The sequence below is a fragment of the Methylocella sp. CPCC 101449 genome, from assembly GCF_031921685.1.
Lineage (GTDB): Bacteria > Pseudomonadota > Alphaproteobacteria > Rhizobiales > Beijerinckiaceae > Terripilifer.
Map to the genome: position 1 here is coordinate 499,971 of NZ_JAPDHU010000002.1, position 13,744 is coordinate 513,714.

Sequence of the window (13,744 nt, forward strand, 5' to 3'; positions counted from 1 at the left end):
ATCATTCCGCAACCGATTCAATCAGAAAGGAAATTCATCATGTCGAACCTTGTTTCCATCATTCGCACCGAAGCCTTCCTGCGTCGTATCCTCGTGCTCGACGGGGCCGTCTCCCTCGTTTCCGGCGCGGCGATGTTGCTCGGCGCGCAAGTTCTGACGAGCCTGACAGCCATCGATCCAGCTGTGCTGCGCGGGGCCGGCGCGATCCTTTTGCCCTTCGCCGCCCTGGTTCTTTGGACGGCCAGCCGCAATACGGTGCCGGTCTGGGCCGTCTGGACGATTATCGGCATCAACGTCCTATGGACGGTCGAAAGCGTCGTTTCGCTCGCGACGGGCTGGCTGGCACCCAATGCCTTAGGGACGGCGGTGGTCATCGTTCAGGCGGTAGCGGTCGCCATTCTCGCCGAACTGGAAATGATCGCCGTCCGTCGCCCGGCCCAGCGCGCTGCCTGATCAAGGCTGACAAGATGAAGAAGCCGGGCCATGGGCCCGGCTTCTTGCGTTACCACTGATAGCGAACGGAGCCCTTGCCAGCGTAGCTGTTGCTGCGGCCGGAGAATTCTCCCTCGAAGGTCGCCGCGATCGACCAGCCACTCTGCCACTTCATCTCCGCGCCGGCCGAGACGAGCGCGGCGTTCCGCGCCTGCGCGGCGCCGTTCACCACGAAGCTGGAGGCGGGGAGGTTGAGGAAGGAGGCCGAGAGCGAGCTGTTCGGGTTGTAATTATGTGCCCAGGCCAGGCGACCGCGCAGCCATAGGGTCGCATCACCCATATCAATCGCCGTGTCGCCGCGCAGGCCCAGTTCCGTGCGCCAAGTGGTGACGCTCTTCGAGGCATAATTCAAAGCGAAGAGGCCAGGGCCGGTGATCGCCTGCTCGCTATAGTTCGGCAGCGCGACATTGGTGAACTGCGCGGCCGCATAGGGCGTCAATCCGCCGAAGGATGTGCCGAAGCGATAGCCGCCTTCGAGACGACCGGCGAACGCATTGGCGGTGAAGCGCGCGCGCAGTTGATCGAACATGACGCGCCGATCGGTGGTCACGTCTTGCCAACCATAAGCGAGCGATCCAGCCACATAGGCGGCGCCGAAAGTCTGGCGACCATAAAGACCGGCCTGGAAGACATTGGACGAACCGCTGCCCAATCCATTGGCGAGGTGATAGCTGGTGCCGGCGCCACCGAGCGCGAAGCCGACGATCGTATCGGGCGAAACGCGATAATCGGCGCCGGCGGCGAAACCGTAGATGCCGCCGGTGTAGGTGTTGGATCCGACGAAGCTATTGCCGCGCGTTGTTTGCGTGCCGCCGTAGCCGGCAGCCCAGACGCTCCAGCGCGTCTGTTGCGTGACCATCAAGGGCGGGGTGCCCTTGGGCAACGGCGCATAGGACATCGGCACCATCGCCGTGGTGCGGCCGTTGGCATAGGGATCGGTCATCAGGTTGAGGAAGCGATCCATGACGTTGAACGTGCTCTGCTGCACGCCCGTGGCGGATTCACCCGAAGCCTGCGTGAGCCCCGTCGGCCCGAGTGCGCCGAAGACCAGGGGAATGCCGCCAGCGGTGTTGAACGAATTCACCAGCGCATTGGCGACATTAGTCTGATTGATGTTCAGTCCCGTGCCGAAATTTGGCGGTTGCGGCGGTACATAGCTCAGGGTCAGATCGAGATAAGCGTTGTTGGGGTCGTAATTCAAAGCCGCCGAGAAATTGGCGGGCAGGTTGGTGTTGACCGGCCCCGAGAACGTGCCGTTCACGCCGCCGGCAGCATTAAGCACGATGTAGCGCTTGCTCACATAAGCGCCGGGCTCGTAGATCGCCGACAAGGTCGCGCCATTCAAAGTGGCGATACCGGTGACGTTGACGCGATCGGCGCCAGACGGCGAGACCTCGACCTGATAAAACGAGCCGGGCTTGAAGGTGAGATCGCCTTGCACGGTGAGCGTGCCGATGGAATTGCCCGGCGCCAAGGTGCCGCCGGCATTGATGGTGGTGGTGCTGACGATGCCATTGCCAGAAAGCGTGCCGCCGGAATTCACGATCACTTCCGATGACGAGGCGATGGAGCCGTCGATGGCGAGAATGCCGGCGTTGACCGTCGTGCTGCCCGTATAGGTGTTGATGCCGGCGAGCACTTGTTTGCCGGCGCCGCTCTTGACCACGGACACGGGGTCGGGGCCGCCGTTGAGAATGATGCCGTTGTAGGTGCTGGTGCCGCTCTTCAGGTCGAGGGACAGCGTCACAGGGGCGCCGAAGCCGCTACTGCCGACCTCGCCGGTGCTGGCGCCCGACAGCCCGGCGATAGTGGCATCAAAGCCACCCATGTCGAGAATGCCGTCGACGATAAAGTGAGAGTTCGGCGACAGGGCCGTGGGCGATCCGGCCAGCAATACGCCGTCGGCGGTAATATAGGTTGGGCCGCTGTAGGTGCTGTTGCCGGCGAAGACGACGAAGCCCGTGCCGCCGCCGGCGGCCGTGATCGTCAGCATGCCGCCGGGACCATTGCCGTCGGTGATGTTGCCAAGGAAAAACATGATGCCGGAGGCGGCATCGAACGTGCCGCCAGCGGTATTGATGGCGATGTCGTTCAACAGGCCGACGATGCCACCACACCCACAGCCAAGGGTGGCCACCCGCAGCGTGCCGCCGTTCATCGTCACCGTTCCGGTGCCGAGCGGTTGCGGACCATCGAGGTCGAGCGTGCCCTGCGTGACGGTCGTGCCGCCCGTATACGTGTTGATGCCGGCGAGCAAAACGGTGGCCGTGCCAACCTTTTCCACCGAGCCGCTGCCGGTGATGTCGCTGTAGATCGCCGCGTCGTTAGCCGATTGATCCAACGTCAGCGATCCGTTGCCTCGGATGGCGATATTGCCGCTGAAATCGCCTGTCGTGCCGATGGTCAGCCGGTTGGCGCCGCCGGTGAAGGTGATGGCGTTCGCCTGACGCATGCCATCGCCGTCCATACCGCCGGCGATGGTGCCGTTGTTGATGATGGTGAGATCGCCACCGACGACGCCAGCACCGCCTCTGCCGGCCTGGCCGTCATAGCCATTTTGAGAGGCTCCGGTTCCGCCCGTTCCTCCAGCGCCACCATTGCCGCCCGTGAGGATGCCGTCGTTATTCAAGGTGACACCGGGCGCGGTGATCAGGAGGGCGTTGCCGCCGCGGCCACCGCTGCCGCCATCGCCGCCAACAGAGCCGGCAACCGTCGCGTTGCCATCGCCGCCATTGCCGCCGGCGCCGCCGTTGCCGCCGTTGATGGTGGTCGTGCTGATAACGTTGACGGTGTACGAGCCCGCCCCGCCGAAAATCGCGTTATGGCCGCCGGCGCCACCGCCGCCGCCGCTGCCACCATCGGAGGCGCTACCGGTGGCGCTGCCACCATTGCCGCCATTGCCGCCACCGGCGCTGAAAAACACGCCTGAGATGGAAGTCGCGCCAGCGGACAGGACGTCAATGGGCGCACCACCATTGCCGCCACCACCACCGCCGCCGCCTTGACCGGCCCCGGAGACATCCTGGCCGCTCTGTTCGGCTGCGCCGCCCGTGCCACCGTTGTAGCCGCTGCCGCCCGCACCGCCGGAGGGTTTGCTTCCGACAAGCAAACCGCTGCCGCCGCCACCGCCGCCTGAGCCACCGTAGCCGGAGGAGGTCGCAGCCCCTCCGTCAGCGCCCGGCTGGCCTGCCGTGCCTCCCAAGCCGCCAATGCCGGTATAAAAGTCTCCGCCGTCGCCGCCCTGCGGCTGCGGCACGGGCAGTACCAAGAAAGACGGGGGTACGCTTATGACTATTGTCGCGCCGCCCTGCTGCGCTGAGGCGGGCGGCAGCGTAACACCAAGCCCCATCGCCATGACCAGCGCCGCCAACGACACATTGTTGCGCCAAGAGTCGTTGCGCCAAGAATCGTGCCGCACCGGCGCGGCGCCGAGCGTTGCTTTGCGTGATCCGAACATTGAGCCCCAGCCCTGAACGTCATGGCCAGCCCCCGGGCCATGATTTCTTAAATTTTAACAACCGTATCTTGATCGCTTCACCCGGCCAACATGAATCGCAAGCTTATCTGTTTGCCCCAGCGATCTTTTTTGACTTGGGAGGCCGTCGGCCCGTTTCCCCAGCGGCCGAGCTTCTGCCATAAAGAGCTGAGGTGGTTTTAGGGCCAAGCGGGGAGGGCGGGATGGCGGACACTATGGATTTTTCCGACATGACGGCGCGGGCGGAGCGGATCGCGGCGCTTTTGAAAACGCGCGGCGAGACCATCGTTATCGCCGAATCCTCGGCCGGCGGGCTCATCGCGGCGGCTTTGCTGTCGATCCCCGGTGCCTCGGCGTATTTTCTCGGTGGTCTCGTCGTCTACACCCAGAAGGCGCGACTGCTGCAGCTTGGCATTGGCGATCTGCCTGATGGTATGCGGGCATCCACCGAACCCTATGCCGCGTTGCTGGCGCAGACTGTGCGCGAACGTTTCGCGACGACGTGGAGCTTGGCCGAGAGCGGCGCGACCGGGCCCGGCGGCAATCGCTATGGCGATGCTTCCGGTCACTGTTGTCTCGCCATTTCGGGGCCGATGACCCTGTCCACGACGGTCGAAACCGGCAGCGAAGAGCGTCAGGCCAATATGTTTGCCTTCGGCGTGGCCGCGCTCGACCTGTTGGAAATGGCCTTGGTGAGCGCATGAAAAAGCCCCGTCTGGAAACCAGACGGGGCGCAATACGGTTTGGTGCTTAAGAAATGCCGGTCGCTTCCAGTTCCCCTACGGCGGGCGATGCTGCCTGGATCTGTCGGCTAACGAAAAAATTTGGGATCGCCTTGGCCGGATTGGCACATCGCTTGCGTAATTCCTCACGATGTTTCAGCCTCCGCTTATTCGAGAGGCAGTTGGAAGGGGAACGGGGAATGACAAAGCTTAGTTTCAAGGCAGCTTTCGCAGCTATTGCCGTCATTTCGTGCAGCACCTATGGCGCAACTGCTCAGACAGCAGTCAAATTTGCGCTCGATTGGAAGTTCGAGGGCCCGTCGGCCCCTTACTTCGTTGCGATCGACAAGGGCTACTACAAGGCCGAAGGGCTCGACGTCACCGTCGACACCGGTCCGGGCTCAGTGCAGGGCATCGCGCGCGTCGCCGCCGGCACATATCCGCTCGGCTTCTTCGACATCAACTCGCTGGTGAAATTCCGCGACCAGCAGCCGGACCAGAAGGTGACGGCGGTGATGATGGTTTATGACCGTCCGCCGTTTTCCCTCGTCAGCCTGAAGAAGACCGGCATCAAGACGCCGAAGGATCTCGAAGGTAAAATTTTTGGAGCACCAGCTGCCGATGGAGCCTTCGCTCAGTGGAAAGCCTTCGTGAAGGAGAACAAGTTCGACGATTCGAAAGTGAAGATCGAGAATGTCGGCTTTCCCGTGCGTGAGCCGATGCTGGCGCAGGGCAAGGTGGATTTCATCGCCGGCTTCTCCTTCTCGTCCTTCTTCAATCTGATGCAGAACAACATCAAGCCTGACGACATTTCGGTCATGCTGATGTCCGATCACGGCCTGGTCCTTTACGGCAATGCCATCATGGTCAATCCGGATTTCGCCAAGGCTAATCCGAAAGTGGTGCAGGGCTTCGTGCGCGCGACGATCAAGGGCGTCATCGACACCGCGAAGAATCCTGAAGAGGCGATCAAGTCGGTGATGAAGCGCAACGAGACCGGCGATCTCGCCATCGAACTGGCGCGTTTGAAGATGTCGCTGCGCGACAACATGATTACGCCGTGGGTGCAGGCCAACGGCGTCGGTGGTGTCGACATGGAACGTCTCACCAAGTCGATCGATCAGATCGCCGACACCTATGAGTTCAAGAACCGCCCGACGGCCGCCGACATTTTCAGCAACGACTTCCTGCCGCCGGCGAGCGAACGCAAGCTCTGAGCCGTATGACCGGAGACAAGGCTCGGAGGTTGGTGTGATTTCTCTGAAAGATGTGTCGCTCGCCTATGCCGGGCGCACGGGGCCCGTTCTGGCGCTCGAAGGCACGACGATCAACGTCGGTCGCGGCGAATTCGCCGCGGTCGTCGGCCCGTCGGGCTGTGGCAAGTCGACCTTGATGAAACTCGTCACCGGCCTGGTGAAGCCGACGACGGGTCTCGTCGCGGTCGACGGCGCGCCGGTGACGGGGCCGGTCAAAATGGCGGGCATGGCGTTTCAGAACGCCAATCTTTTGCCGTGGCGCACCGTCACCGACAATATTTTGTTGCCGCTTGAGATCGTCGAACCCTATCGCGGCAAGTTCCGCTCGAACCGCGCCGAATACGTCGCCAAGGTGGAAGATTTGCTCGCCACCGTCGGCCTGAAAGGCTTCGGCGATCGTTTCCCATGGGAACTGTCCGGCGGCATGCAGCAACGTGCGTCGCTCTGCCGGTCTCTTATTCATGAGCCGGCCTTGTTGATGCTCGACGAACCTTTCGCCGCGCTCGACGCGTTCACGCGAGAGGAGCTGTGGTGCGTGCTGCGCGATGTCTGGCAGCGACTTAAGTTCACCGTGGTGCTGGTCACCCACGATCTGCGTGAAGCGGTCTTCCTCGCCGATACGGTGCATGTGATGAGCGCGCGCCCCGGCCGGATCATCGAAACGCGCGACGTATCGTTCTCGCGTCCGCGCGATCTCGAAGTCTGCTACGACAAGGCGTTCACCGATATCGTCCACGATCTGCGCAATCAGATTGCGCAGGTACGCAAAGGGTGAGGGCGACATCATGAACTCCTCCAAAATCGAAACCCTCGCGCCGTGGATTTTCGTCATCGGCCTGTTCGCCATCTGGGAACTGGTCTGCAAGCTGTTCGGCGTCTCGACCATCATCCTGCCGGCGCCAAGCGATATCTGGGCGGCGATCGTGCGCTATTGGGCGCCGCTGTTGCGCAATTCCTTCGTCACGTTGTGGACGACCTTGGCCGGCTTCGCGCTGGCCGTCGGCTTTGGCCTGTTCCTCGGCCTCGTCGTCGGTTGGTCGCGCACCATCTATCGCGGCCTTTATCCGGTGATGATCGGTTTCAATTCGATCCCGAAAGTCGCGGTGGTGCCCATCCTCGTGTTGTGGTTCGGCATCGGCGAAATCCCGGCGATCCTCACGGCTTTCCTGATCTCGTTCTTTCCCGTTGTCGTGAACGTCGCCACGGGGCTCGCGACCATCGAGCCGGAGCTTGAGGATGTGCTGCGTGCGCTCGGTGCCTCCAAGCTCGATGTCATGCGCAAGGTCGGCATTCCCAGGGCCATGCCTTACTTCTTCGGTTCGCTGAAGGTGGCGATCACTTTGGCTTTCGTGGGCACCGTGGTGTCGGAGACCATTGCCGCCAATGCCGGCATTGGCTTTCTGATGGCGCAGGCGGGCTCGAACTTCCAGATGCCGCTGGTCTTCGCCGGTCTGATCGCGCTCGCCGTCGAGGGCATCCTCATGTATGCGGCGACCGCCTGGCTCGAACAGCGCATGACCGGCTGGGCCTTCCGCGCCCAGGGCAGCGCGGCGGCTTAGGCCGCCGTCGCGTTCCGGCCTTCCCCTCGCCATGCCGCGCCTGTAGGAAGGGGCGGTATGGGGCGAACGGAAAGGCCGCAATGACCTCTTGGCGCGAATATTGGGATGGGCCGCATCCAATCTATGTCAGCGAACAGCACCGTCGGCTGCATTTCGACCTGATCGCCCGCGACATCGTCAAACTGTTTCCCTCGCCACAGGCCGTCGTGCTCGACTATGGCTGCGGCGAAGCATGGACGGCGGCCGATCTGGCGCGCGCCTGCGCGAAACTCTATCTGTTCGACACGGCGCCGACCGTGCGCGCTGCGGTGGCGCAACGGGTCAGGAACGAACCGAAGATCGCCGTTCTCGACGAAACCGCGCTGGCCGCGCTCGAACCCGGCACGCTCGATCTCGTCGTCGTCAATTCGGTGCTGCAATATCTCTCGCACGATGAACTCGTCGCTCTGCTGGATCTGGCGCGCGCGAAGTTGAAACCGAGCGGCGTTCTGGCGTTGGGCGATGTCATCCCGCAAGATGCCAATGCTCTGTCCGATACCTGGGCGCTGCTCGGCTTCGCCGCCCACGGCGGCTTTCTCACCGCGGCATTGAAGGGGATCGTCAAGACGGTGTTTTCCGACTACCGCAAGCTGCGCGAGCAACTGGGCCTCACGCGCTACAGCGAAACGGCGATGATCGAACTCTTGCGCGGCCACGGATTCTCAGCCGAACGAGCGGTGCGCAACATCGGGCACAATCAGGGCCGAATGTTGTTTCTGGCGCGCCCGGTCTGACGGGGGATCGTTGGCGAACAGCGACGAACTCTAACGTGCGCTAATCTTTATCGTCCTGTTTCGTGACGGGAAGGGTCGTCGATCTGGCCGCGACCTGCATCCAGACGTTGTGCCCACCTTGATCGCCGAGGCGTAGAAACCGCTCGGCCTGTTCGCGCGCGATCGCCGGAGCCGTCTCGCCCCATCGATAATTCAGCATCTTGGCGTAGATTTCGATGGCCTGGTCATGGCTGATGTTCATGCAGCAACTCCGGACTTACCCCGCCATCACACAGCCGCATGACAGCGACCGTATAATGGCTATCGCAAGCAACTGGTTCCGCAGGTCTGTCCGTCCCTGCGCCGGCCCGCCGCTCCGCCGCAATTCGGTCGCTTTCTCACCGCTTGCCCCTTTTGCGAGCAGCGGTTAGGCAGGAACCCATGTTTGCGCCTGTCATCGCCTTTCCCGTTATCGACCCGGTCCTCGTCGAGGTCGGCCCGTTCGCGATCCGCTGGTACGCGCTGGCCTATATCTTCGGTCTGATCGGCGGCTGGTTCTATGCCCGCCGCCTGGTGGCGCAGCCGGCTCATTGGGGGGCGGTGCCGCGTCCCACGGTGGCATCGCTCGATGACCTTCTGGTCTATTGCGCCTTCGGCGTCATTCTCGGCGGCCGCCTTGGCTATGTGCTCTTCTATAATGTCGAGCACTATATGGCCGAGCCGCAAGAGATTTTCGCGCTGTGGAAGGGCGGCATGTCGTTCCACGGCGGTCTCGCAGGGGCCGCCTTGGCGATCTGGCTGTTCGCCCGGCGCTATAAGCTCGGCGTGCTGTCGGTCTGCGATCTCTGCGCCACCGTCGTGCCGATTGGCCTGTTGTTCGGCCGCATCGCCAATTTCATCAAGCCGGAATTGTGGGGCCGGCCGACCGACGTGCCTTGGGCCATGGTTTTCCCCGATGCTGGGCCGCTGCCCCGCCATCCGAGCCAGCTCTATGAGGCGGGGCTCGAGGGGCTGCTGCTCCTGCTGATTCTCTATGTCTTCGTCCGTCGTGGCGGCTTCCAGCGGCCGGGCTTTCTCACCGGCGTTTTCGGCATCGGCTATGGTCTGGCGCGTATTTTCTGTGAATTCTTCCGCGAGCCCGATCCGCAGCTCGGATTTCTGTTTGGAAATGCGACGATGGGCATGCTCCTGTCGATCCCGCTGGTGCTGATTGGCATCTGGCTGATCGCACGCGCCCGCCGGGTCATCGAACCCGTGGCGGCAGAGGGTAAGGCAGGGGGAGAAGGATGACGCCGTTGGGCGAGCACATCCGCCGGCTGATCCGTAATGGCGAGACCGTTTCCCTCGAACGGTTCATGGCGATCGCGCTCGGCGATCCCGAACACGGTTACTACATGACCCGCGATCCCTTTGGCGTCGATGGTGACTTCACCACTGCGCCGGAGATTTCGCAGATGTTTGGCGAACTGCTTGGCCTGTGGGCCGCCGAAGTCTGGGCGCTGATGGGATCGCCGAAGCAGATCCAGCTTGTCGAGCTCGGCCCCGGTCGCGGCACGTTGATGTCGGACGCGCTGCGCGCTCTGCAGGTTGCCGGCAATTTCGCCAAGGCGCTGACGGTCCATTTGATCGAGACCAGTCCGGTTCTCGAAGCGCAGCAGCGCGAGATTTTGGCCGGATCGGAGTTCAAGATCTCCTGGCACCAATCCCTCGATACGGTGCCCTATGGGCCGTCGATCTTTCTGGCCAACGAATTCTTCGATGCGCTGCCGGTGCGCCACTACGTCTTTCAGGAAGGCGCCTGGTACGAGAAGGTCATCGGCCTCGATGAGAACGACGCACTTTACTACGGCTTGGCCGATGATCCCGAAACCTCGATCCGCGCCCGCGCCGATGAAAACGCCGTACTCGAAGTCTCAGGGCTGAGCCATCGTGTCATGGCCGAACTCGCCAAGCGCGTCGCGACCGATCGCGGCGCCGCTTTGATCATCGATTATGGCCATGTCGAAACCCAGTTCGGCGAAACCCTGCAAGCGCTGAAAAGTCATGAGCCGGTGTCGCCGCTCGATGAGCCGGGCGAGGCCGATCTCACCGCCCATGTCGATTTCGCCGCTTTGGCGCGCACCGCGCGTGCCATGGGCGCGTCGGTCTATGGCCCGCAACGGCAGGCGGATTTCCTGTCGAAGCTCGGGATTTTCGAGCGTGCCAACGGCCTCAAGCGTCAGGCGACGCCGCGTCAGGCGATCGAGGTCGATCGGGCGCTGCTGCGTCTCGTCTCCACCGCGCCCGAGCGCGGCGCCGGCGGCGCCATGGTGCCGGGCATGGGCGCGCTGTTCAAAGTGATGGCGATCACTCATCCCGACATGCCGCAGCCGCCCGGCTTGCAGAGCCCATCGAAATGAGCGCGCTGCCCGTCATCCGCTCGCGCCTTTTGGAGGCGGCGGGCGTTTCCCACGCTTTCTTCACCCGCCAGGGCGGCGTCAGCACCGGCGTCTATGCGTCGCTGAATGGCGGCGCCGGATCGCGCGACGATGCGGCGGCGGTCGCCGAAAACAAGCGCCGCATGGCTGACACGCTTGGGATAACGGCCGATCGCTTCATGGTGCCGTATCAAATTCATTCCGCCGATGCGGTGGCCATCGCCGCGTCGTGGAGCGAGGCGGAGCGGCCGCGTTGCGATGGTGTCGCCACCGCGACGACAGGCCTGGGGCTCGGCGTGACGGGTGCTGACTGCGGCATCCTTCTGTTTGCCGACGCACGGGCCGGGGTTATTGGTGCTGCCCATGCTGGCTGGAAGGGGGCTTTCGACGGCGTGATCGAAGCGACCTTGCAGCGTATGGAAGAGCTCGGCGCGAAACGCGCCAATGTCAGCGTCGTGCTGGGGCCGACGATCGCGCAGGCGTCCTATGAAGTCGGGCCGGAATTCGTCGCGCGCTTTCGCGCTGCGGACGCCGGCAACGAACGTTTCTTTGTGCCGTCGCCGCGCGCAGATCATGCGATGTTCGATCTGCCGGCCTTCATCGGCGCCCAGCTCGACAAGGCCCACGTTGGCGCGTTCGAGAATCTCGCCCTCGACACCTATGCGGACGAAGAGCGCTTTTACTCCTATCGCCGCACCACCCATCGCGGCGAGAATGACTATGGCCGGCTGATCGCGGCGATCGCTCTCAACTAAAACGCCACGCCATAGACGATCCGCATTTCGTTACGCTCGAAATTGTCGAGATCGAAACGTCCCGGCGATCCATCGGCGCGGCCAGTCACCTGCCGGTTCCACACCGCCGAAATGAAGGAATGGTCGGTTGGTTTATAGAACAGGTTTGGGCCGATGAAGAGGGCGTGGCCTGAAAAGCGATTGAGGAAGCTGCCATCAGTGGTCCGCACGTAACGCGCTTCGCCGCCCATGAAGAGCCGGCCGACGATCCGCAGGCTTGTGCCAGCGGATAGGCTGAGCGCCGATACGCGATTCCAGATTGTCATGCCCGGCGTGCGGCCAAAGCCGGTTTCATAATCGACGTTCAAAGCCACCAGCATCGTGTCGGGCACGATCTCCTTGTCGAAGCGGGCGAAGAAGGATGTGACGAATTCGCTGGATCGCAGCCCCGCTATACCATCGATGCGCGCGAAGGTTGGCTTGACGCCAATTGTGAGACCGAAGCCATGTTCGTCGCGGCGCCACAGCCTGTATTTGAATTCGAGTTCCGCGCCTTCAGGCGCGATGGCGCCGCGATTGGGCAGGCCTGGAACGCCGGAGATGTCGTGGCGGGCGATGAAGAAACCGGGCGCGATGCGGAAATCATCCGTCACCGAATATTTCGCCGAGATGCCGCCGGAGAGTGCGGAATAGCGGCCGCGTGCCCGGCCCAAGCGGCCGAAGGCCGAATATTCGATCTCCAATTCGTCCTTGCCGCCGAAGTCGCTGCCTTCGGTAAAGCCGAACATATGTTCGCTGTCGATGTCGGCGGCTGCAACCGGCAGCGGGCCGAGGCAAAGGCTGGAAAGCAAGGCTGCGCGAAGTGAACGCATCGATAGGCACGTCTTTCCCGTGCCACCGGCAGGAGCCGGCAGAGCGGATCGTTGGTAGGGAAGGAAGCTGTGGCGGTTAGCCCGTCACGGCATCGAACAGGAGTTTGAAATTAAGGGCGAGGATGAGCGCCGCGATCGCGAAAGCGACAAAGGACAGCGCGCGCGGTGCGACGAGATCGCCCAGCATGCGGCGCGAGGCGGTGAACCACACGAGCGGTACCACGGCGAAGGGCAGGGCCAGACTGAGAATGACCTGGCTCAGCACAAGCAGCTTGCCAGTCAAGGCTTCGCCGGCCCAGATCGTAACGAAAGCCGCTGGGATCAGAGCCAGACCGCGCGTGATGAGCCGTCGCACCACCGGGCTCACCTTGAACTGGATGAAGCCTTCCATGACGATCTGACCGGCGAGCGTTGCGGTCACGGTCGAATTGAGGCCGCATGCCAGCAAGGCGATGCCGAACAGATGCGCGGCGAGCACCGTGCCGAGCAGCGGCGTGATCAGCCGATGCGCGTCTTGCAACTCGGCCACTTCATGATGTCCGCGCGTATAGAAGGTGGCGGCGGCGAGGATCAGGATCGAGCCGTTGATCAACAGCGCGAAGGCGAGCGCGATGGTCGAATCCCATACGGCGAATTTGATCGCTTCGCGCTTTTCAGGAACCGTCGGCCCGATCTGCCGGGTCAGCACCACGCCGGAGTGCAGATAGAGATTGTGCGGCATGACGGTCGCGCCGAGAATGCCGAGCGCGATGTAGAGCATTTCCGGATTGGTGGCGATATCGACGGTCGGGATCAGGCCTTTGGCGATGGCTGCCATGGAGGGCTGCGCCAGGATGAGCTGGCCGGCGAACGCCAGTGCGATGATGATCAAAAGCGCGATGACGAAAGCTTCGAGTTTGCGGAAGCCGAGATTTTGCAGCGCCAGCACGAGGAAGACGTCGAGGGCCGTCAGGATCACGCCGATGGCCAGCGGAATGCCGAACAGCAATTGCAGGCCGATGGCCGTGCCGATCACTTCGGCAAGGTCGGTCGCGACGATGGCCGCTTCCGCGATCAGCCAGAGCACGAAGGAAACGGAGCGGGGGAAGCGCTGGCGGCAGGCCTGGGCGAGGTCCATGCCCGTGCCGATGGCGAGGCGGGCCGAGAGCGCCTGCAAAACGATGGCCATCAAGCTGGAGAGGACCGCGATGAACAGCAAAGCGGTGCCGAATTGCGAACCGCCCGCCAAGGCCGTCGCCCAATTGCCGGGGTCCATATAGCCGGTGGCGACCAGATAGCCCGGGCCAAGGAAGGCAATGAACCGCCTGATAGCGGAACCCGATACCGCGACGCTGCCGTGGGATTCTGGGAGGGACGGGCGCATTCCAAAGCGCTGCGGGCCAGCGCCCGGTCCAAAACTTTCTGCCGAAGACATAAACCCAGAAACCCTCAAATTAGTGTCGTTCGATATGTAGCATAGGCTACA

At 62.9% G+C, this 13,744-nt stretch carries 13 protein-coding genes; 9 read left to right on the forward strand and 4 right to left on the reverse strand.

Going from position 1 to position 13,744, the window contains the following annotated elements; all coding sequences use genetic code 11:
• The first annotated feature begins 39 nt into the window (after nt 1-39).
• Nucleotides 40-453 carry a hypothetical protein gene (locus OIM99_RS13005; protein WP_311850840.1) on the forward strand — a complete coding sequence of 138 codons (414 nt, stop codon included), beginning with the start codon at nt 40-42 and terminating at the stop codon, nt 451-453.
• A gap of 49 nt (nt 454-502) precedes the next feature.
• Here OIM99_RS13005 and OIM99_RS13010 read toward each other — a convergent pair whose 3' ends face one another.
• Entirely contained in the window at nt 503-3,949 is a 3,447-nt protein-coding gene (locus tag OIM99_RS13010; RefSeq protein WP_311850841.1) for an autotransporter domain-containing protein, read from the reverse strand.
• Between the two features lie 221 nt (nt 3,950-4,170).
• Here OIM99_RS13010 and OIM99_RS13015 point away from each other — a divergent pair, with 221 nt between their 5' ends.
• The 5 genes from OIM99_RS13015 to OIM99_RS13035 all read left to right on the forward strand — a co-directional run bounded on the left by OIM99_RS13015 (nt 4,171) and on the right by OIM99_RS13035 (nt 8,277).
• On the forward strand, nt 4,171-4,671 hold the full coding sequence (locus OIM99_RS13015; RefSeq protein WP_311850842.1) for a CinA family protein: 501 nt from the start codon (nt 4,171-4,173) through the stop codon (nt 4,669-4,671).
• 218 nt (nt 4,672-4,889) lie between these two features.
• Entirely contained in the window at nt 4,890-5,906 is a 1,017-nt protein-coding gene (locus OIM99_RS13020) for an ABC transporter substrate-binding protein (protein ID WP_311850843.1), read from the forward strand.
• Between the two features lie 34 nt (nt 5,907-5,940).
• Nucleotides 5,941-6,720 carry an ABC transporter ATP-binding protein gene (locus tag OIM99_RS13025; protein ID WP_311850844.1) on the forward strand — a complete coding sequence of 260 codons (780 nt, stop codon included), beginning with the start codon at nt 5,941-5,943 and terminating at the stop codon, nt 6,718-6,720.
• A 10-nt stretch (nt 6,721-6,730) separates the two neighbouring features.
• Nucleotides 6,731-7,504 carry an ABC transporter permease gene (locus OIM99_RS13030; protein ID WP_311850845.1) on the forward strand — a complete coding sequence of 258 codons (774 nt, stop codon included), beginning with the start codon at nt 6,731-6,733 and terminating at the stop codon, nt 7,502-7,504.
• A gap of 80 nt (nt 7,505-7,584) precedes the next feature.
• Nucleotides 7,585-8,277: a class I SAM-dependent methyltransferase gene (locus OIM99_RS13035; protein ID WP_311850846.1), complete on the forward strand. Its 693-nt coding sequence runs from the start codon at nt 7,585-7,587 to the stop codon at nt 8,275-8,277.
• A 40-nt stretch (nt 8,278-8,317) separates the two neighbouring features.
• Here OIM99_RS13035 and OIM99_RS13040 read toward each other — a convergent pair whose 3' ends face one another.
• Nucleotides 8,318-8,518 (reverse strand): hypothetical protein, encoded by a 201-nt coding sequence (locus tag OIM99_RS13040; protein WP_311850847.1) that lies wholly within the window; start codon nt 8,516-8,518, stop codon nt 8,318-8,320.
• Between the two features lie 179 nt (nt 8,519-8,697).
• Here OIM99_RS13040 and lgt point away from each other — a divergent pair, with 179 nt between their 5' ends.
• From lgt to pgeF, 3 genes are read left to right on the forward strand one after another with little or no spacing between them, the layout of a single operon-like run.
• Nucleotides 8,698-9,546 (forward strand): prolipoprotein diacylglyceryl transferase, encoded by an 849-nt coding sequence (gene lgt, locus OIM99_RS13045; RefSeq protein WP_311850848.1) that lies wholly within the window; start codon nt 8,698-8,700, stop codon nt 9,544-9,546.
• Nucleotides 9,543-10,655: an SAM-dependent methyltransferase gene (locus OIM99_RS13050; protein ID WP_311850849.1), complete on the forward strand. Its 1,113-nt coding sequence runs from the start codon at nt 9,543-9,545 to the stop codon at nt 10,653-10,655. The genes lgt and OIM99_RS13050 overlap by 4 nt, the downstream gene beginning before the upstream one ends.
• Nucleotides 10,652-11,428: a peptidoglycan editing factor PgeF gene (gene pgeF, locus OIM99_RS13055; RefSeq protein WP_311850850.1), complete on the forward strand. Its 777-nt coding sequence runs from the start codon at nt 10,652-10,654 to the stop codon at nt 11,426-11,428. The genes OIM99_RS13050 and pgeF overlap by 4 nt, the downstream gene beginning before the upstream one ends.
• Here pgeF and OIM99_RS13060 read toward each other — a convergent pair.
• A complete protein-coding gene (locus OIM99_RS13060) occupies nt 11,425-12,279 on the reverse strand; it encodes a hypothetical protein (protein WP_311850851.1) in 855 nt (284 codons plus the stop codon). The two genes, pgeF and OIM99_RS13060, sit on opposite strands and share 4 nt — an antisense overlap.
• Nucleotides 12,280-12,355: 76 nt before the next feature.
• A complete protein-coding gene (locus OIM99_RS13065) occupies nt 12,356-13,642 on the reverse strand; it encodes an Nramp family divalent metal transporter (RefSeq protein WP_311850852.1) in 1,287 nt (428 codons plus the stop codon).
• Between the last annotated feature and the right edge of the window lie 102 nt (nt 13,643-13,744).